Annotated in this window: 16 protein-coding genes; 9 read left to right on the top strand and 7 right to left on the bottom strand. The window is 48.8% G+C overall.

Annotated elements, in window-relative coordinates; translation table 11 throughout:
* The 5 genes from SCM96_13540 to SCM96_13560 form a co-directional block, all read right to left on the bottom strand.
* The coding region (locus SCM96_13540; protein MDW7761642.1) for a hypothetical protein at window positions 1-251 on the bottom strand (251 nt) is incomplete at its 3' end.
* Window positions 252-573: 322 nt separating this feature from the next.
* Entirely contained in the window at window positions 574-1857 is a 1284-nt protein-coding gene (locus SCM96_13545) for an SH3 domain-containing protein (protein ID MDW7761643.1), read from the bottom strand.
* A 207-nt stretch (window positions 1858-2064) separates the two neighbouring features.
* On the bottom strand, window positions 2065-3021 hold the full coding sequence (locus SCM96_13550; GenBank protein MDW7761644.1) for an SH3 domain-containing protein: 957 nt from the start codon (window positions 3019-3021) through the stop codon (window positions 2065-2067).
* Between the two features lie 13 nt (window positions 3022-3034).
* Complete coding sequence (locus SCM96_13555) at window positions 3035-5014, bottom strand: lectin like domain-containing protein (protein MDW7761645.1); 1980 nt, start codon at window positions 5012-5014, stop codon at window positions 3035-3037.
* A gap of 626 nt (window positions 5015-5640) precedes the next feature.
* Window positions 5641-6045: a hypothetical protein gene (locus SCM96_13560; GenBank protein ID MDW7761646.1), complete on the bottom strand. Its 405-nt coding sequence runs from the start codon at window positions 6043-6045 to the stop codon at window positions 5641-5643.
* Between the two features lie 368 nt (window positions 6046-6413).
* Here SCM96_13560 and SCM96_13565 point away from each other — a divergent pair, with 368 nt between their 5' ends.
* The 5 genes from SCM96_13565 to SCM96_13585 are packed head-to-tail and all read left to right on the top strand — an operon-like array spanning window position 6414 to window position 15741.
* Entirely contained in the window at window positions 6414-7913 is a 1500-nt protein-coding gene (locus SCM96_13565; protein MDW7761647.1) for a class I SAM-dependent DNA methyltransferase, read from the top strand.
* Window positions 7910-10171: a DUF262 domain-containing protein gene (locus tag SCM96_13570; protein ID MDW7761648.1), complete on the top strand. Its 2262-nt coding sequence runs from the start codon at window positions 7910-7912 to the stop codon at window positions 10169-10171. The genes SCM96_13565 and SCM96_13570 overlap by 4 nt, the downstream gene beginning before the upstream one ends.
* Window positions 10168-11682: a class I SAM-dependent DNA methyltransferase gene (locus SCM96_13575; protein ID MDW7761649.1), complete on the top strand. Its 1515-nt coding sequence runs from the start codon at window positions 10168-10170 to the stop codon at window positions 11680-11682. The genes SCM96_13570 and SCM96_13575 overlap by 4 nt, the downstream gene beginning before the upstream one ends.
* Window positions 11675-12784: a restriction endonuclease subunit S gene (locus tag SCM96_13580; GenBank protein MDW7761650.1), complete on the top strand. Its 1110-nt coding sequence runs from the start codon at window positions 11675-11677 to the stop codon at window positions 12782-12784. The genes SCM96_13575 and SCM96_13580 overlap by 8 nt, the downstream gene beginning before the upstream one ends.
* The gene (locus tag SCM96_13585; GenBank protein ID MDW7761651.1) at window positions 12781-15741 is read left to right on the top strand and encodes a type I restriction endonuclease subunit R; all 2961 of its coding nucleotides are present in this window, start codon (window positions 12781-12783) and stop codon (window positions 15739-15741) included. The genes SCM96_13580 and SCM96_13585 overlap by 4 nt, the downstream gene beginning before the upstream one ends.
* 623 nt (window positions 15742-16364) lie before the next feature.
* Here the strand turns inward: SCM96_13585 and SCM96_13590 are convergent.
* The gene (locus SCM96_13590; GenBank protein ID MDW7761652.1) at window positions 16365-16613 is read right to left on the bottom strand and encodes a hypothetical protein; all 249 of its coding nucleotides are present in this window, start codon (window positions 16611-16613) and stop codon (window positions 16365-16367) included.
* Between the two features lie 99 nt (window positions 16614-16712).
* Window positions 16713-16886, bottom strand: coding sequence for a helix-turn-helix domain-containing protein (locus SCM96_13595; protein MDW7761653.1), 174 nt, complete (start codon window positions 16884-16886; stop codon window positions 16713-16715).
* 117 nt (window positions 16887-17003) lie between these two features.
* Between SCM96_13595 and SCM96_13600 the strand changes: the two genes are divergently transcribed.
* The 4 genes from SCM96_13600 (at window position 17004) to SCM96_13615 (ending at window position 20790) form a co-directional block, all read left to right on the top strand.
* Complete coding sequence (locus SCM96_13600; GenBank protein ID MDW7761654.1) at window positions 17004-17171, top strand: helix-turn-helix domain-containing protein; 168 nt, start codon at window positions 17004-17006, stop codon at window positions 17169-17171.
* A 33-nt stretch (window positions 17172-17204) separates the two neighbouring features.
* Window positions 17205-18323 carry a tyrosine-type recombinase/integrase gene (locus tag SCM96_13605; protein MDW7761655.1) on the top strand — a complete coding sequence of 373 codons (1119 nt, stop codon included), beginning with the start codon at window positions 17205-17207 and terminating at the stop codon, window positions 18321-18323.
* Between the two features lie 172 nt (window positions 18324-18495).
* Window positions 18496-19932 (top strand): hypothetical protein, encoded by a 1437-nt coding sequence (locus SCM96_13610; GenBank protein ID MDW7761656.1) that lies wholly within the window; start codon window positions 18496-18498, stop codon window positions 19930-19932.
* Window positions 19933-20037: 105 nt separating this feature from the next.
* On the top strand, window positions 20038-20790 hold the full coding sequence (locus tag SCM96_13615) for a hypothetical protein (protein ID MDW7761657.1): 753 nt from the start codon (window positions 20038-20040) through the stop codon (window positions 20788-20790).
* The last annotated feature ends 10 nt before the right edge of the window (window positions 20791-20800 follow it).

Consider the following 20800-nt stretch of genomic DNA (forward strand, 5'->3'; position numbering starts at 1 on the left):
CTGCCTCCTGGAGAGCACCGAACGCGAGCTCCTAACGGCCCTGAAGCTTGATCCTGAGGCCATTTAGGTACTACACCAAGATAAGAGCTATCATCATGATATACAATAAGTTCCGAGTTGCCGATAAAGCTATTGGCGAAAGTCGGGTCAAAGATCCGCCTGAGTGCAGCCAAGAGATCCGGCCCGGCCCGCTCAAGCCAAATCCTTTCCAGGTCTTCACCCGGTTCAAACAACCTCGGCTCCTTGTTCATGGATTTACACCTCCACATTCTATCAACATGGCGGCCGACAGTTTCAAGCTCCGGTCTGGGCACAGCGCATGCGCGTATTATGGAGGGGAGACCGGGGGAGGGGGGGCAGGGGGCGAGCCGATTTGAACCAGCGGGGGTATGGGAACAATGCCCCTGGCCCGGGTGACGGGTTTATTACCAAATGTCTCTAATAATTTCTAAAAGTTTTTCTAAAGGCGTTAAAAAGCTTTTTAAGGTTATTAATCACCTTTCTTGGGTTTGGCCGAGTTTCATTTAAGATTAAGCTAAAAAAATTACCATATAGGCGAGAAATCTATTCTGGTTATCTATTCGGCTCTACATAGAGAACATGAATATATCCAACAATAACAAATCCATCGCTGTTAGGCGGAAGCTTAATTTTTACCCATTCTCCGGAAATATCGTCAAATTCTAAAAGGGCACCAACGGGCAATTCTCTTATTATTAGGCTTTGAAAATCCGGCTGGACTCTTAAGGTTGCTCCGGATTTTATTATCCTAATCTGTTCTCCCCTTCTAACATTGTCAGCAATATCCTTTTCTCTAGCCCCAATTTCTTTAGATTGGGCTTCATTCTTTTCGCTTAATTCTTTTTCCTTAAGAGCAATCCTAGGAACCCAAAAATCATTTTTATATTTTTCGTACAAAGAAATTACCGTTGTGTCAAATAAGCTTTTATCTGGCCGATAGTCAGGATTTTGATTCAAAGTTTTTTCGAAAAGAAGGACGGCAAGATCTGGTCGATTATATGCTTTGATAAAGCATGACCCCCATAAGAAATAGATTTTTGATAGAAGAAGCCTATCAGTTCCTCTTGTTTCATATTGATCAAGATATGGTTTCAGGGATGACAGTCCCGATATAGCACTTGGGTAATCACCCTTTATATAGAATTCATTGTACAAAGTAAGAGCTTCCGTGAGGCTTTTCGGTGGCGCCATGTAGCTGCTGCTGATTGCTGAAGAATTGGCGAGAGACGGGATGAGGATCTTATCATTTAAGAGCTTGGCTACAGTAGTTGCAGCAAGAGATTTTGCTAAACTTGAAAAATCTGAAAAAACATCTCCAGCAGATAGGGATGTAGCTCGCCAAACAGCCTGACCTGTCTCTCCGTCAAAAAACCTGCTGTCAAAATTTGCATTTGGCATTGTGAAAACTAATTCAGGTAAAGACTGTTGTTGCTCTGAATAGTTTAAAATGTTTCCAATAAGGACGGCTGTTCCAGTTGTCGTCGTTATACTTGGCATAGCTACAGATGATTCCCAGTATTCTTGAAGAGCTACGATAAGTAATCCTTCGATATTTCTCTCTCTAAATCTTTTTGTTATTTCATCTTGGGAATATTCTCTAACCGGAGGTAATATTTCTGAACCAGTTGCAGCTAAAATATTATTTCTTAAGCACGCTTGTTGAAACGCGGATTCGATAACATCTTTATATCTCAGGTCTTGAAATGAAGATAGGATTAGGATCTTCGAATATTGCCGTTTCTCGGAATCAAAGCTTGAAACAGATTTAATATCAGTTAAGGCACAGCCCATCAAGAAAAGAGCGATTCCAGATAATAGAAATATGTGTTTTTTCATGGATTTCACCCTTTATGTGACATGAAAAGAAGGTCGTGTCAAGATTCGTTCGCAATTTTGGGCTCATCCTAACCCTCTTCAGTTAGCCGCTTGAGCAATCAAGTCTCCAAAAGTAAATGCAATATATGTTATCTGACATATGCGGTGCACAATAAAAATCTTTCTCAGTAGAAAAAATGATTAAGAAAATGTATGGTGCGATGACGCCTAGAAGCTAAACCCAATTCCCAGATCCAGGCTCAGACCGCCAATCTCAATATCAAAATCAGCCGGTCTCATTTTGCAGGTGTAGTATTTTAACCGGAGATCCAAGACCAAGTCTTTCGTTGGGATTATGGATATCCCTGCAATTCCACAAAAACCGATTTTATTCTCCTTGGCCTCGCCAAGAGGCGCATTCTTCTCATTGAACATGTAATATCCAACTCCGGTTCCTACATTGGGCTGGAATGTCCCGGTGGATAGACGATAAAGCACACCCAATTCAACGCCTATGACATTGACTTTTGTCTTTTCTCCAGTGAAGGAGAACTTGCCTTTGTGCTCTCGGTAACCGCCTTCAAGCCATCCTGCAACCTTTCTTCCACCTAAACGCAATTCGCCTCCAAATACAGGCCCGTTTTCGTAGATTTCATTAAATGCGGAATCAGAGGCAACAAAATATCCGAATCGTGCCATAAGCATTGCAATTTTATCTGCACTTGGTGCTGGGCGGATAATTGTTATCTCAGGCGGTGCTTTCGGTTTTTCAGCAACCATCTTCTCTGGGACTTCAACTACCGGCTCAGCCTTTTCCTCAACAATAAGGGCCGGTTTTTCAACAACCGGGATAGCTTTTTCGGCGACAGTCTTCTCCGGTGTTTCAACTTTCGGCACATCAACTTCAACAAGTTCCTCGGCGACAGATTTATGTACATAGCCTTCTTGAGAGTTTGGGAGTTTGATAAGATACCAGTTTTCTAGCTTTTCCACGACTTCAAAAACTTGGCCTTTTTGTGCAATAAGAATAAAGCGTGCTGTTGTATCAGGGGCTTGTCTAACGGGTGCACCCATGCCTAAAATACGGATTTTCAGGCCTTCTCCGGCAGAAGCGGTCTGAGAAAGCAACAGCCATACGATTGCCGCTGCGAGAGATTTAAGCAAGCTGTTTTTTGTTGTCAGCATGATAAATTCCCCTTTATTGAACCATAACATGTGCCGGAGCGCCCTCGCGGCCGGAGCTGTGAATGGCGACAATCCGGTAATCCAGCCGTTCCTTTCCGGCATTGCGGTGGTAATACTCTTTCACATCGGCGGCGACTTCCGTGAGAAGAGAAGGGGCTCCATTAACAAAGGAATATATTTTGTATTTAATGATATTCAAGCCGGCATTGGCTGAATTCGCTTGCCAGGAAAGAATATTAATGTATTCAGCTTGTGAAAAAGTTCGATTCAGAACTTTCCTGCCCGAGGCATGCGGTGGATGGATAAAGCGGAAATGAGCGGTTATTGATTTGTCGGAGTCCATTGTGATCGTGAGCGGTCCCGAGCTTCCTGATGCGCTGCCGCTCCAGTTAGTAAAGATGTGATAGATGTCAGGGATTGGGGTAATCGTTACATCTTCACCCGGCACATAAGAGTGTACACCTGGCGGAGGGTCTGACGTGCCACCTGACTCGGCCTGAATCGTCAAGTGAAACATGTCGATTTTTTTAGCAAATGCTTTTAAACAGACACTATAATTCTCCGACCAACTCCAGGATGTATGTAGATCGCTCCATTCAGTACCATTTCTACTAACAAAACCTTCTCTCGGGTTGGCCCGAGCCTTACTACTATAATTTTGGAGAGGAGTTTCAATGGGAATTGGATAATTATAGTTGTCTGTCTTAAGTTTAATTACTACAGAGAATTTTTGATTAATTGTTAATGCAACAGCTCTGTCAAGCGGAATTGTGAAATACCCCGGAGAAAAGAGCTTTCCTGATTTTGTTGCAGATAAGGTTCCGCTTGTAGGTTCACCATCGGACACATTCTTATAGACATAAATCTCGTAGCTGTTTTGAGTTGACCCTGTATAAAAACTAACTGCTTTGAGCGGATATGTCGTTGTAGAGGTGAATATATTAGAAAACCATGCTGTATTTGAATTATAGCCCATGCTCGATGTTTTTCCGAGAGGATCATATTGGTAGATAACGTCATAGTTAGCTGGATCTTCAGATGTAAAGACTGCATTCATTCCTCTGCTAGCAAAATACTCATCGTAGTATGACACGTAGAAGTATCCGGAATCTCCCCAGTTTCTTCCCCAACTATTTCTTACTATGAAGGCACCGTTTCCCGGTGGTATTGTATTAAATCTATTCCTATTGAAGTTGTCATCCCAGCCAACAATACAGACTGCATGTCCACCCTCTTTATAGGCCGGATTGTAATATGCCATATTTGAAGAGTTGTAGCAGCTGCTTTTCCAAAACATACTTGTATATAAAGCACCATAATTCATCAAAGCTTGTTTTATACTGTCATTGTCTAAGGAATTGTTTTTTGGAGGAATATAGATAATATTCTGGACATGCTTTTTTATCTCATGTTTTTTCTCCGCCGCGTATATATATGGGTCATCTTTCTCATCAATAGGACCACTCCAACGTGTTAGGTATGCGGCCGCCATTAAAAGATTTCCTCCATCACATGGCCCCCAGTCAAAACCATGGTTGTCAATAAGGTTTTGTTCAGAGAAATCCCAGTTTTCAACAGGAAATAAAAAAGATTCGAGAGATCCAAAAGTAGCAAAAGCCCAACATGAACCGCAGTTTCCCTGATCTTTTACGGGTGTAAGCTTGTTCCTTCCCCGAAGGTCATAATAAGAGGGAAGGCCTTCGATTTTCGTAGTCGGCATTTCCTGAAAATAGGAAACATCGTGAGGGGAAGGGATGAGCCCCAGAGGATAGCCATCATCCGTGTATCGGGAGAATAATTTCAGGCTAGGATCTTTTAGGTACTTCAGAAATTCTTTATTAAGAGGTGCTAATGAGGGCGTCGCTTCCTCTTCAGTGATAACCTCAGAGGATAAAAATGAGCTTGTACTTGTGAGAATGATAATTGTGAAAAAAATAAGAAGACCCATAGCACAACGTGCAATAAAGAAAGTAGATTTGCTCTTTTTGCCCATCTTTTCCCCTCCAAAAAAGCTTAGTTAAAAGTTTTAGAAATGTTAACCCCAAGCATAGATAACACCCAAGATATAAGACTGTCAACGAGAAAAAATTTAACTTGAAGGCAAAATTAATATATTTGGTTCAATTTTTCAGTTGTGATATAAAAACCTCATGTTGGTTGGAGGGTAATATGTATAGGAAAATATCATGGCTTATTGCCATAGCGATCTTATTAGTCGGGTGTAAAAGCATTGATTATAAAGAAACACCATAGTCAGAATTAAGCCTAGATAGCCAGTTACAGTCTTGGGTGAATAAAGTGAAGTTTGATGATGCTCTTGCTACATGGGGGGAGCCGATATCAACTTTTGAAGGAGACGAAATCTTCGTAGTTACAGGGGGCTTCGAGGTAGTTGGGTCTACTTTGAGTATAGCAAGTCCAGTTGGCGCGGGAGCAATTGTAGCAACTGGCCAGCAGCGGTCCGGCTGGAAAATCTCTGCTACTTTTCATAAAGAGACACGCATCTTAACCAGTATTCGTCATACCACTTGGTGAACAACAACAGCGCCAGTAGCAATCTATATTCTAAAATCGAGTATTCAATCAAAAAAACCTTTTATGCTTTTATATGCAATAAAATCAAAAAGGACATTCGTCATCACCACAATCAGCCTCATCCTGCCCCATCAGTTGCTGACACTGCGCAATCTTTTCAATTGTCTCCGGGGTGATATGTACAATAATCTCCCTTTTATCGACTTCGATATCCATTCTTGTGGGTGCATAGGCGCCGAATAGTCTTATGGCCATATCCGTGTAATAGCGTCGGTTAAAATTATCGGGCTGGTCAGGGTGCTGGGGATTCATAGCTTCAGTTACGCCCCTTTTAAGTTCGCCAATGATGGCCTCGACCGTCAAGCCCTGCCGATGGGCTTCTTCAATGAAATGTCTGTTGCTGGCGAGCTTATCGGTTATCTTCTTGGCTACGATATTTGCAGTTGCCGGAGCATAGCCAGCCTGGATTGCCGCTTGACGCTTGTTCATCCCAGCCATCCTGTTTCTGAGGAAGGCCTTCTGCCTGTCTGTCGTTAACACATCTGAGAGTCGATCCTCGAACTTCGCAGGGAGATTATCGGTGGGCTTTGCGACTTTCTTATATTGATTGGTCATTTATCATCTGCCTTTATTATTAAAATACATCTTAAAACCAATAATATCAAGATCATAACCAAATTATTGGTGATATTTGATTCCTAGTTTTCGGGGATTTCCATCTTCAAAGATATAGCCTGGCAGAGTTTTACTTTGACATACTCTCGAATGCTGTGATAATTTCCAGCTATGTTGAGTGGGGATATTTCGGGGTTTCTGGGTTCGCAATTCCTCAGCTACATAACAGAGAATAAAACGAAATGTCGCTAACTCTGCAAAACCTTAAATCCCATCTCTGGAACTGTGCGGAAATCCTTCGAGGAAGCGCCGTCGACCGCACCGATTGGAAGGCTTATATCCTACCGCTGCTCTTTTTTAAGCGCATCTGCGATGTTTGGGATGAAGAACAGGCCGAGGCCGCCAAGCTTTTTGGAGATGCTGATCCCGTCAACTTTCCCGAGGTCCATCGTTTCAATGTCCCTGAAGGTTGTCACTGGCGTGATGTCCGCGAAACTCCGGCCAATGTCGGGGCCGCTCTTTCGCGCGCAATGAGAGAGATCGAAAGGGCCAATCCCGACACCCTTTATCGTGTGTTCGGCGCCGCTGATTGGGGAAACCGTGAAATGTTGACCGATGAGATTCTCAAGGATCTCATTGAAGGTCTCTCTGAGGTTTCACTCGGCAATTCAGAGGCAAGTTCCGACATACTCGGCAATGCCTACGAATACCTGATTGGCAAATTTGCCGACATCACAAAGCGTAAAAAGGCCGGTGAATTCTACACACCGCGCAGTGTCGTTCGCATGATGATCGATATCCTTGACCCAAAGGAGAGCGAGAGCATCTATGACCCCGCTTGTGGAACCGGAGGCATGTTGTTAGCAGCGATTGAGCACGTCAAGCGTGCGGGTGGCGATCCTCGAACGTTCTTTGGCAAGCTCTATGGCCAGGAGAAAAATCTCACAACTGCATCGATTGCCCGAATGAATCTTGTGCTTCACGGCATCGAAGACTTCCGGATTGTTCGAGAGGATACCCTTCGTAACCCCGCATTTACGGATTCAAGTACAGGGGGCTTGGCCACTTTCGACTGTGTGATTGCCAATCCGCCGTTTTCTCTAAAGGAATGGGGAAGGGAGATCTGGGAGTCCGATCCTTGGGGACGTGCCGCATTTGGTCTTCCGCCCGAGAGTTACGGCGACTATGCCTGGGTTCAACATATGGTGGCATCCATGGCTGAACGAACGGGTCGCATGGCTGTTGTCCTTCCGCAGGGTGCGCTTTTCCGGAAAGGCGCCGAAGGACAAATTCGGCGCAAACTCCTGGAGAGGGATCTTTTCGAGGTCGTTATCGGACTTGCGCCGAACATTTTCTATGGAACCGGGCTGGCTCCGGCCGTGGTAATTCTGCGCGGAGCGAAGCCTCCATCTCGCGAAGGCAAGGTCTTTATTGTCGATGCCTCAGGGCTGATGAGAAAGGGCCGTGCCCAGAATTACTTAGATCCAGAACATGCAAAACAGATTGTCCAATGGATAAAAGAGTTCAGGGATGTCGAGAATCGGGCCAGGGTCGTCGGCCTGGAAGAGATCAAAGCCGAAGACTGGACTCTGAATATCTCACGTTACGTAATGCCTTCCGTCGGCGAGGATATCCCACCGCTGCCGGAAGCGGTGACTGCTTTCAAGAAAGCTCTTGCCGAAGCCCGTGCTGCAGAGGATCGTCTCAGGGATGTACTGACCTCGGGAGGGTGGCTTAAATGAAAGATGCACAGAAACCGGACCACATCAGCTTGAACGCGCTTGTCGAACGACTTAAGGAAGGCCGCTTTGTTATTCCCGACTTCCAACGCGATTTTGAGTGGAGGCCTTGGGATATCAAGGAACTTATGCGATCGATCTTCCTTGACTATTATATCGGCAGCCTCCTGCTCTGGAAGGGAAAAAAAGAAAACTTCGATGCTCTCTCTTGCGAGATTATTTATGGGTTTAAAGATAAAACCGGTCAGCAGGCCTGGAACTGTGGTTTCGGCGAACCTGAACATATTGTTCTGGACGGGCAACAGCGTCTGACTGCGCTTTATTATGCTTTTGTTGCGCCGAACGTGCCACTGCCAAAACGCGCCAATCGTGCCGTTTTCTTCGTAAATGTCGAGAAATTTATAAACGAAGAATACGATGTGGCCTTTCATTACGAGTGGCTTTCTCGCAGGCTTGCCAAAATCCTTGGTAGCCCTGAAGCCCAGTATGCCGAACATCTGTTCCCTCTTTCCATTGTCGGGACGGGCGGTTGGGCTCTCGCAAACTGGGCACAGGGTTATGAGAATTATTGGAAAGAAGCGCGTATGCAAGCCGAGAGAAATGGAGATGTTTCGGCATTGGAAAAGGCGAAACTCAACGAACAAAACGCTAAATCTTTTAGTATTCATCTGAAAGGGATCACGGAACAATACCAGATTTCCTATATCGAGCTGGATAAGGATCTGGCCGTAGATAAGGTTTGCGACATCTTTACCCAGATTAACAGCAAAGGTATCCGCCTGGACGTGTTTGACCTTATGAACGCTCTCCTGAAGCCAAAAGGACTTCAACTGAAGCTTATGTGGAGGAAAGCCGCGCCGCGCCTGGAATTTGTGGACTCAGGAAAGATGAATGTCTATGTCCTTCAGATCATGTCCATCTTATGCCAATCTTACTGTTCACCCAAGTACTTGTATTACCTTCTTCCCGGACAGGAAAAACAAATTCGCGATGATGACGGCAAGATCAGAAAAGAGATCTTGATCTCTGATATTAAGGAGTTCCAGAAGAAGTGGAGTCATGCCGTTAACTCTCTTGAAGACAGTATCAATATGTTAAAACATCCGCATGAATTCGGCGTGAGTTCGTCGCAGTACTTGCCCTACGTGTCCATACTCCCGGTTTTTGCCGCTCTGCAGGCAGCCTGTAAGGATCTTCCTGCAAACCAACAACTGAATGCACAGCGGAAAATTCGGCACTGGTACTGGGCCTCTGTTTTTATCAATCGATATTCCGGGTCCGTCGAATCGACAAGCGCGCGCGACTTCATCGATATTCGGGCATGGATGGACGATGAGGATGCCACACCGGCGTTGCTTCATGAGTTTCATGACCGCTTCCGCAGCTTGGAATTGAAGAAAGAGACAAAAAAGGGAACATCCGTATATAACGGAATATTTAATCTTTTGGTTATTCAAGGAGCTCGGGATTGGATGACTGGTAATGTCCCTCAGTACGGCGACCTGGATGACCACCATATTGTGCCTATTTCTCGGGCGACGGACTTGCTTAAGGGAATTGCTGTTCATACCATACTCAACCGTACGCCTTTAACGGCTGAAACAAACCGAAAAATCATACGCAATCGACTTCCGAATGAATACCTTCCAGATCTAATTGCCGACAACAGTGAGACACAAGTCCGGGCCATTCTTGAGTCGCATTTTATTTCTTCTTTTGCAATGGATATTCTCTTACGTGATCCTTTCGGTCCCGATGACTATGATGCGTTCATCACAGAACGCCAACGAACCATTCTTGAAGCCGTAGAGAATCTATTGATCAAGGAACGTCTCGATCTCTCGCCATCCCTTAGAGAACTCGACCAGAATGTCGAAAAAACCGAGTTAGACTTGCGCAAGTGTATTATCGATACTTTAGGCAATGAGCCAGGGCGTTTGCCACAGCACATCGCCCAAAAAATATATGAAAAAATCCAAAAAGCAGCCAAGAAGAATGCCGCGATTGATTTGGAAAACTACCATGCCCTTAAGGCAAAGCTGGAATTTGCGGATCTTCGGGATCTTCAGGAGATTATCACGTCCCAGGTCACCTGGCATGAGTTCCAATCTCGATTCGCAAACAAGGAAACCCTTAATATCAAGTTCGATCAATTGGCAGAGTTGAGAAACAGTATCCGCCACAGTCGCGCTGTAGATGATGTCAAGCGCAAAGAAGGAGAAGCGGCTATCCTCTGGTTCCGACAGGTATTGAATAAATGACGGGGCAAATCTCACAAAGGGAGCTCGAATCCTATCTTTGGGGCGCTGCAAACTTGTTGCGGGGCCTGATCGATGCCGGCGACTATAAACAATATATCTTTCCACTCCTCTTCTTCAAACGGCTCTCCGATGTTTGGGATGAGGAATATGAGATCGCATTGAAGGAGACAAAGGACGAAAATTATGCTCGGGCCACGGCCAATGATCGCTTTACTATCCCTGACGGCGCGCACTGGTCTGATGTCCGTTCCGCTTCGCGTGATGTGGGTCGTGCGTTGCTCAATGCTTTCCGTGCCATTGAGGCGGCGAACTTACCGAGGCTGACTGGGGTTTTCGGCAATGCCTCATGGACGGACAAGGCACAGATGCCCGACGAGACACTGAAAAATCTGATCGAGCACTTCTCACAGCAGGCATTGAGTTTATCGGCCGTTCCTGAGGACGAGCTTGGCAACGCCTATGAATACCTGATCAAACAATTTGCCGACGACAGCGGTCATACGGCCCAGGAATTTTACACCAATCGAACATTGGTGCACTTGATGACTCAAATGCTCGAACCCAAGATAGGCGAGCGAATTTACGATCCAACAGTCGGTACAGGCGGCATGCTCATCTCCGCGCTGGCAGAGGTGAAGCGCCGGGGCGGCGATGTGCGCACACTCGGTCTTTACGGACAAGAGCTTATCCAAATCACAGCGGCTATCGCCCGCATGAACCTGGTCCTGCATGGTGTGGAAGACTTTGAGATTGCAGCCGGCAACACCCTCAGTAACCCATCCTTCACTGAAAAAGACCGTCTACGCACGTTTGATGTCATTCTCGCCAATCCGCCATACTCGATTAAGAAATGGAACCGCGAGGCGTGGCAGAATGATCCATGGGGGCGTAACTTTCTCGGAACACCTCCTCAGGGACGCGCCGACTACGCCTTCTTCCAGCACATTCTCAAGAGCCTGGATCCGAAGACAGGGCGTTGTGCTATTCTCTTCCCCCACGGAGTGCTCTTCCGTAACGAAGAGGCCGACATGCGGAGTAAGCTGGTGGAGGCTGACCTGCTGGAGTGTGTGCTGGGGCTGGGGCCGAACCTTTTCTACAATTCGCCGATGGAAGCATGCGTGGTTATATGTCGAACTCAAAAGTCGCCGGCCCGCCATGGCAAAGTTCTTTTCATTGACGCGGTGCGGGAAGTGGCCCGCGAGCGGGCGCAAAGTTTTTTAAAGGCAGAGCATCAGGCGCGCATTCTGGCGGCGTACAAGGCATTCGCGGATGAGCCGGGCTTCGCCAAGGTTGCGAGCACGGAGGAGATTCTGGAGAAGGACGGAAACCTCTCCATTCCGCGTTATGTACGGCCAGCCGAGAACATCAATGAGAAAGACGACAGAGACGGACAAGACTTGAAACAGATATGGGAAACCTTCGAAACCAACGGGCGCGAGTTCTGGCTTCAAATGGACGATTTGGTAGAGATGCTGGACGGCGTCGTTGTCGGGGAGACAGACGATGCTTGAGAAGCTCAAGAGAGGGTGGACACGGGTGGCGTTCGGGGATGTTGTGCGGCTTTGCCGTGAACGATCCAGCAGGCCTGTGGAAAACGGATTTGACCGCTATGTGGGGCTTGAGCATCTTTCTCCCGGCGACCTGAAGATTCGACAGTGGGGAAATGCCGCTGACGGGACCACGTTCACGAACGTATTCCGCGCTGGGCACGTCCTATTCGGAAAACGGCGGGCGTATCAGCGGAAATTGGCTGTTGCCGATTTCGACGGCGTCTGTTCCGGTGACATCTATGTTCTGGAATCTGCCGATTCGAAAAGCCTCCTGCCCGAATTGCTGCCGTTCATCTGCCTAACCGACCGCTTTTTTGAGTATGCGATTGGGACGTCGGCTGGGTCTCTTTCGCCGAGGACCAACTGGTCAAGTCTGGCTAAGTTTGAGTTCGCCCTGCCGCCGCTATACGAGCAGCGGCGGATTGCGGAGGTGTTGGGAGCATGCTGCAGTTTGACTGAGAGACTGCACCTATCACTCGAAGCCTTAGAACGACTGGGGCTATCTTTTGGGGCTGATGTCCTATCGCGGAGCAACTGCCCAACATGCCGGATTTCAGACATCGCCCGTTTTCGAAGTGGAGACGGCATTCTTGTTTCACAGTTACCCAAGGCGCGGAGTGGTGAGAATCCTGTGCCCGTCCTCGGCGGTAACGGCATTGCTGGCTATACGACGACCCCGATGGATGCGGTGCCCCATCAAACAATAGTGATTGGTCGAGTTGGTGAGTACTGTGGTGCTGTCCACTTGGTCAATGAGCCCGCGTGGGTAAGTGACAACGCCCTGTTCATGAGCGAACTGAAGAAACCTGCTGACGTTGGCTACGTGGCGCTCTGCCTGACCGGCTTGCGTCTGAACCGTTTTCGGTCGGGTGGTGCACAACCTCTGGTCAATCAGCAGATCGTCGGCAATCTGGTCATCCCGTTTCCGCCTGTAGTGACCCAACGCGAAGTCGTGGTTCAACAGGAAACGATTGTCGCATGCCGCAAGGCGGTGAAACGAAAGATGTGTGCTGCTCGACAGCTTGCATCGGAGTTGATGGGCATGATGGAGTGCGTGCGATGACATTCACCGAATCCAACACCATCGAAGCCTACATCCGCGACCGGCTGGCTCGCGGGACGCGGATACCGAGGCACGGCATGATGGCCGAAGCAGACGCGGACTATGGCGGTCTCGGGTGGATGTTTGCGCCGCCCGCCGACGTGCCACGGCAGCCGCAAGATGTCCTGGTTGAGCCCTGGGTGCGTGAGGCCTTAATCCGGCTGAATCCGGAAATCGCAGCCCGGCCTGATCGAGCAGACGATGTCCTTTACAAGCTACGCGCCATAATCCTGGGCGTGCGAAGTGACGGACTGGTCAAGGCTAATGAGGAGTTTGCCGCGTGGTTGACAGGTGAGCGGTCTATGCCCTTTGGAAAGAACGACGAGCATGTCACAATCCGGCTGCTCGACTTTGTCGACATGGCGCAGAACGAATTTGTCGTCACAACGCAATTCACTTTCCGGGCGGGTGCGTCGGAAAAGCGGGCGGATTTGGTCTTGTTGATCAATGGTATTCCATTAGTGGTGATTGAAGCGAAAACTCCGGTCCGGGCCAGTCAGAGCTGGTTGGACGGGGCTATTCAGATTCATGATGACTATGAGCGTAATGTGCCGGAACTATTTGTGCCGAATTTGTTGTCGGTCGCTACAGAAGGCAAGGAATTCCGCTATGGATCCATTGGGCTGCCTGTGGAGCTGTGGGGTCCATGGCGTATTGAATCTGAGGTTAAAACGCCGGTTCTTGAACAGGTAGCAAGGGGAGTGGATTCTCTTCTGCGACCTCATGTATTGCTCGATCTTCTGGCTAACTTCACCTGTTATGCAACGGACAAGAAGAAGCGGCGGATTAAAATTGTTTCTCGCTATCAGCAATACGACGGTGCAAACAAAATCGTCGAGCGTGTGGTGGCCGGGTATCCTAAGAAGGGCTTAATCTGGCATTTCCAGGGTTCGGGCAAGTCGCTTCTGATGCTCTTTGCGGCGCGTAAGCTGCGCCTGCATCCGGCCTTGAAAAACCCAACAGTCATGATCGTGGTGGATCGAATTGATCTCGACACCCAGATCTCAAGCACGTTCTATGCCGCCGATACACCAAACCTGATTAAGGCAGACAGTCGGGCGGAACTACACCGTTTATTGGAACAGGATGTGCGTAAGATAATCATCACGACGATATTTAAATTTGGCGAGGCTGAGGGCATCCTCAACCCTCGAAGCAACATTATCGCCATGGTGGACGAAGCGCACCGGACCCAGGAAGGGGATTTAGGGCGGAAGATGCGCGAGGCACTGCCGAACGCATTCCTGTTCGGTCTGACCGGGACGCCGATCAATCGTGCCGATCGAAACACATTCTATGCCTTCGGGGCTGAAGAGGATGATGCGGGATATATGAGCCGTTATGGCTTTGAGGAGTCCATCCGGGACGGCGCCACCAAACCGCTGCATTTCGAGCCGCGTATGCTTGAGATGCATATTGATAAAGAAGCGATTGACCAAGCATTCAAAGAACTTACCGGACATCTCACCGATCTCGACAGGGATCAACTCGCCAAGACTGCAGCGAAAATGGCTGTTTTAGTCAAGTCGCCGGAGCGCGTCCAGAAGATATGTGCGGACATCTCCTGGCATTTCCAGGAAAAGGTGGCCCCGGCCGGATTCGGTGCTCAGGTGGTGACTTTCGATCGGGAAAGCTGCGTTCTGTACAAGAAAGCTCTGGATGAGTATCTGCCGACAGAGGTCTCCGACATCGTTATGACGGTTAACAGCGGAGAAAGCAAGTATGCCGCTTATGACCGGGACCGGGATGCGGAGGAAATCCTGCTCGACCGATTCCGTGATCCGGCAGATCCTCTGAAAATGCTTATTGTGACATCTAAATTGCTCACCGGTTTCGATGCGCCTATTCTGCAAACAATGTATCTCGACAAACCTCTTCGGGATCACACGCTTCTCCAAGCCATTTGCCGGACCAACCGGCCCTACGGAGAAACAAAGACCCATGGACTGATCGTCGATTATCTCGGCGTATTTGACGATGTCGCCCAGGCGATTCAATTTGACGAAGAAGGTATCACTCGCGTCGTCGCGAATATCAGTGAACTCAAGGCGAAACTTCCCGAAGCTGTTCAGAAGTGCCTTGCATATTTCGCCGGGGTGGACCGCACTATGACGGGATACGAAGGTTTGATTGCCGCCCAGGACTGTGTGCCCAATAACGATATGCGCGATCGTTATGCAGCGGACTTCAGTTACTTGAGCCGTCTCTGGGAGGCGATTTCACCTGATCCGGTTCTCAGCCGATATGAGACCGATTATCGCTGGCTGTCTCAAGTCTATGAGTCATTGAAGCCGTCATCCGGCAGCGGGCGACTTCTCTGGCACGCCCTGGGTGCCAAGACAATTGAGCTGATACACGAGCACGTCCATGTCGATGCCATTCGCGATGATCTCGAAACGCTCGTTTTTGATGCAGAGCTTCTTGAAGCTGTTTTACAGGGCTCAGACCCCAATAGAAAAGCCAAAGAGATCGAAATTAAAGTCTCTCGCTGGCTCAGGAAGCGTCTGCATGATCCCCGATTCAAGCCATTGGGTGAACGGTTGGAAAACTTGAAAGAGAAGCATGAACGGGGGCTAATGACGAGTGTGGAGTTTTTAAAAGAACTGCTGAATCTTGCCCGTGACGTTGTTGTGATAGAACGAACGCAGCCTCCGGTAGAACGTGAAGCCAAAGGAAAAGCCGCACTGACTGAGCTGTTTGAAGAAGCGAAGAACTCCGAAACACCGATTATTGTCGAGAGGGTCGTGAATGACATTGATGAGATCGTGCGTTATGTCCGCTTTGACGGTTGGCAGAACACACACGCCGGTGAGCGGGAAGTGAAGCTGGCGCTGCGCAAGACGCTCTTCAAGTACAGGTTGCATCAGGACCAGGAGCTTTTTGATAAGGCATATGGATACATCAGGGAGTATTACTGAGCAGGGTTGCCTTGCTTTTGATGATTAAATAGGGGAAACAAAGTTTATGGGGAATTGAACGCTTTTCAATTGAAGCAGCTCTGGAGTCGTTTCTTGAGTCTATTTCTTATAAACATCTCCCCTAGGTCCTATTCTAACTATTTCGACAGCGCCCTCATGCTGATTAATCAAATATTCGATCCTAAACTTGCCCGATTGAACGGCATATATATTCTGAAGTTCTCCAGTAAGTGGATATCCAACCCTCGGATCCTTGCTAAGACCCGAGATTTTTCTATCGAATTGTCTTTGTATTCTTTTCCCTGCGTGCTGGTAGTAAGTATTGGCCTGTTTAGAAAGCCTAACTTCATAACTAGCGACGCGTTTTTTCCCAAACAACATACTCTCCCCGCCTAATCTGCATCAACCCTTCATAGATTTCCCGCTTTTCTACGGAATTAGCAAGAATCTCATTTGTAATTCTTTCGCCGATTTTTCTCTTCCTTTTTGATATCTTTTGGGGAGAGCGAGAAAAATCAACGACTGTAATATTAGAAGAATTGTGAGTCTCTGTCATAGTGTTCCTTCCCTCATCAGGCCATGTTGAGCCAAGTATGTCAAGGGTAAGAGTATTAGACAGCATTTTAGCTTCTTTTCAATTTATCAGGAACAATGGCCTCAACTACATTCGTAGAAGATACAGAGTAGATTGGCTCATTTCGAACAGGGTGGCGTTTTTCCGTTCGGATTACTTTTGTGACTATGGCCTTAAACCTTATGATTGATCCATCCTCAAGTTCATAGGTATTCCAATCCTCTTGTTTTGGGCGAAACTCAATTTCTTCACCTTCAACCCATTCATCTCCGATAAGTACCTTGGTTTTAATCCCCATCTGACTTTTTCCTTTCTGATTATAAACTAATAGTAATAATAGCCAAGCGTCTGGGTGTATGTCAAATTGTGTGAATCCCTCTGCAAGTGCTTAAGAGAATTACTTAACGACAATCTTCGATTCCAGCCACTTGTCCACATCGGCCTTTCGGAAAAGGACGCGACGCTCAAGCTTGATGTGCGGGAGGCCCTGTTTCATCAGCCTATTGATGGTTGCCGGACTAATCTTCAGATAATCGCCAAGATCCTTTTTTGTGAGATATTCCGAGCTCATATCAGAAAAATCTTACCATGAATACTTGTCAAAATGAACCAATAGCTTGACTTATCGACAATAAAAGATTATTATGTATCATAGCAGATCACAATGAATCATTATCAAGGAGGAGAAATGATCAGATTCCTCACTGTCAAGGAAATATGCTTGATATTGGCGGTATCCAGGGGGACTGTTATTCGATGGATTCGTTCCGGCCGGCTGCCAGCTATCAAGTTGGGAGATGGCCGATGCTGGCGGGTCCGGGAGCAGGATCTAAAAGAATTCACTGAGAGGATATAAGAATGCACATCCAAGAAACCAAGGAGAAAAACAATGGCAAGAACAAGTAAAGTTCGAGTCATCAAGCTCCCTGATGGCCGATATGGTTATGACCTTTGGTTCAAGCAGAAGCGTTACAGGAAAATCACAGGTCTGAATAGAAGCGAAACGATTAAGGCCGGATACAAGAAGCTCCGAGATCTCGAACAAATGAGCCTGGGAATCATCGATGTCGACGCCGACCAGGCGCCCGTTCTGTTCGAGGTTTTTGCTGAAGATTTCATCAAGAAACACTCAAGGCTTAACAAGCGGCCGGCATCTGTTGGGAGTGACTTAAACTCCCTTAAGCATCTTAAGCGGTATTTTAAGAACAAGTATCTTCATGCCATCGACCCCGAGCTTGTAGAGGATTACAAAGCGCAACGGCGGTCCTGTGTGTCGGCTGCAAGCGTCAACCGTGAAATCGCGCTCCTGAAGACGATCATGGCCAAGGCGGTCGAATGGAAACGGATCGCCGTCAATCCGATTGCAGGGAAGGCCGTCAGGAAGTTTATGGAGCCCGAACAGGAAATGCGTATCCTGACGCCCGATGAAGCCCGCCGACTTATCGAAGCAGCCACAGGACACCTGAAGCCGTTTCTCATCATTGCACTTAATACCGGTATGCGACGGAACGAGATCCTGACCCTCCGCTGGGACAATCTGGATTTCACCAAAGGAGAGATCATCGTCCGGCCGGAGATTTCGAAGAGCAAACGGCGGCGTCTTGTCCCGATGAATAACGAGGTTGCTGAGGCGCTCCGGACCATAGAAAAAAACAGCCCGTTTTTGTTCTATAACCCGGAAACAAAAAGCAATATCAAGGACATCAAACAGCCGTTTTCTACAGCGAAACGTTTGGCTAAGATTAGAGGGCATCTCAGGGTTCATGATCTCCGACACACTGCGGCAAGCTGGATGGTCGAGGCCGGCGCGGACATTATGACGGTAAAGGAAGTCCTGGGCCATGCTTCCGTCGTAACCACGATGCGCTATTGTCATCCCACCAGGGAATCGAAGCGCAGAGCGGTGGATATACTATCCAATCGCCTCAAGACGGACATTTTAGTGGACAGTCGACAGACAAGCGAGGCCGTTAGACAGCCCGTATCTGAAAGCTATCATTACAATTAGAAGATAATTAGTTTGTTGACTACGAATCAGAAGGTCGCACGTTCAAGTCGTGCCGGGCGCGCCACTTCGCTCCCTCTTGATTTTGACTGCAATCCCCATTGACTTCCGGGATTTCGTGATTTAGGCTTGTCGCATCGCTTTGAAGCCGCAGGTGCGGTGGGAAAGGATTGCGATGAGACAATTCCGGACAGCCGTCATCATAACGGCCGTTATTGCCGCCGGGGTCTCCGCGGCGGGCGGTCAGCTTTTCACCCCGGAACTTCCTAGCGGAGTTCGGATTCGGCCTGAAAACCGGTATTTCGATGTTTTGCCGCGCATCGTGCCGGCCGATATGACGTCCACAGTTGTCATCGTCCCGCTCTTCGACCACGTGCGGTTCGATCCGGAATGCCAATATGAGCTCACCTATGCTCCGATGGAATTTCCGCCGCTTCGGGGCGGACAGGCCCCGAGAACAAAGACCCCGCTCGTTCCCGAAGACGGGGTTTTTCGGATCACGATGATGTTCGAGGAGGAGCAGGAGCACACGCTGATCATCGACGCCGTCTGCGGCGAAAAAAAACATCGGGTCGGGGATTTCCGGGTGTATTCGGCGGCTGAAGACCTGTTCGGCCTTCGTCCGTTCAAGGGGGATTTCCATTTTCACAGCCACAAAAGCGACGGCATCGAATCGCCCGGATATGTTGTCGCCGCAGGCCGCAGGGCCGGTCTTGATTTCGCCGCCCTCACGGATCACCACCGGTATGCGCCCTCCCTTGAGGCGGCGGAAGCGTTTTCCGGGGTTCCGATCGACTTCCGGATTTACCCCGGCGAGGAAGTCCATACGCCGGATAACCCCGTGCATATTCTGAGTTTCGGCGCCCGTTCGGGTATCACGGACATCTATCGGGACGACGACACATCCTACCGCCGTGAGGTGGAGGCGTTGATGACGTCTCTTCCGCCCACCCCTCCGGGTGTCAATCGCTTTCACTACGCGGCCTCAGTCTGGGCCTCGGAACGGATCCGCGAACGCGGCGGCCTGAGCATGCTCTGCCATCCCTATTGGATAACCGGGCTTCGTCACAATGTTGAGGAGCCGCTGCTGGACGTCTTTTTCGAACAGGGCATGTTCGATGCCCTGGAGCTCATCAGCGGGTTCGGCTGGGAAGAACTTCACAATATGGACGTCAATGCTCTCCAGGTCGCCCGCTACCTTGAAGAACGGGCCAAGGGCAGGCGGATCGCCGTTTGCGGCATCAGCGATGCCCACGGCGTCGAGAAAAGCGATGCGTTCGGCCGCTTCTACACCGTGTGTTTTTCTCCATCTCCCGAACTGCCGGATCTCATCGATGCGATCAAGGACTTGCGATCCGTAGCCGTCGAAGCGCCGGCCGGGCATCTGCCTCGAGCTTACGGTCCCTTCCGGTTCGTGAAATTCACCCAGTTCCTTCTGCGGGAAATCTTTCCCCGGCATGACGAACTCTGCTTCGAGGAGGGGCGTCTCATGCTTCAATATTTATCGGGAGACGCTTCGGCCGCCGACCGCCTGAAACGCCTTCAGGGCCAGACCGATAAGTTGTATGAAAAGTATTGGGCTCCGGCAACCACCGCATCTCGGACCCCATAATTGATATCGAAGACTTCCCGGGCGAGTCGGCAAACTCGGGGAGACCTCCGAGCTCCCTCGATGGGAGAGACTTCTTGGATATTGAAGATGTGATAAAATCAGATCATGAAAATCGTAAAAGCCGTCTTCCTGGTCTTCATCATGATTGCGGCGCCGGCCGCCCCGGAAGCCGGCTTATCCGGGAACTCGCCCGGATATCTCGAACGCCACATCCGAAGCATTTATCTTGAGCCCGACGATGTTTTCGTCGCCCGGGCCGTCAACCGGTTTCATAGCCTGGGCCGGGCCCATATCCAGCATTGGATTCCGCGCTGTCCGGACGACAGTGCCTGTGTCGCCCTGAGACTTCGCGATGGCCTATTCATCGTGAGGAGACATTTCGAAACAGGCGCCGTGACCGCGTATCCCCTTGATCAGGAGAGCAATCCGGATGCCCGGCACTATCGGAATCTTCTGGGCCTCCACCTGGCCTCGGATCCCTCCGTTTGGGTCTCCGATCTCATTCTCGACTCGCTCGTTCGAACACCGCATAGGGATTTTCTCTTTTTCCGCTATGAACGGCTGGAAAAGGATTCGGCCTCGCTGGTTGCAGCCGATCTCAAACTGCCCCGGACTTTTTTCCAGGGATTTGTTCATATCGATGACAGGAGACTGACGGGTCCGAAGATCGAAACGATCGTCGCCCGGCCGCCGATGGATGAGTACGAACGGGAACTCTGGGATGTTTTCCTGTTTGAAGGACGAGAAAACATCCTCATCCGAAAACTCGTTTATGATGCCGAGCTCTTTGAGGTTTTCGTCGAGGAGAACGGCAGGCGGATGACCCGGGTCCTGGAATTCATCTTCAGCGGGGATTGAATCTGAAAGA

Source organism: Acidobacteriota bacterium, from assembly GCA_033549365.1.
Classification (GTDB): Bacteria; Acidobacteriota; Aminicenantia; order Aminicenantales; family Saccharicenantaceae; genus JAWSUF01.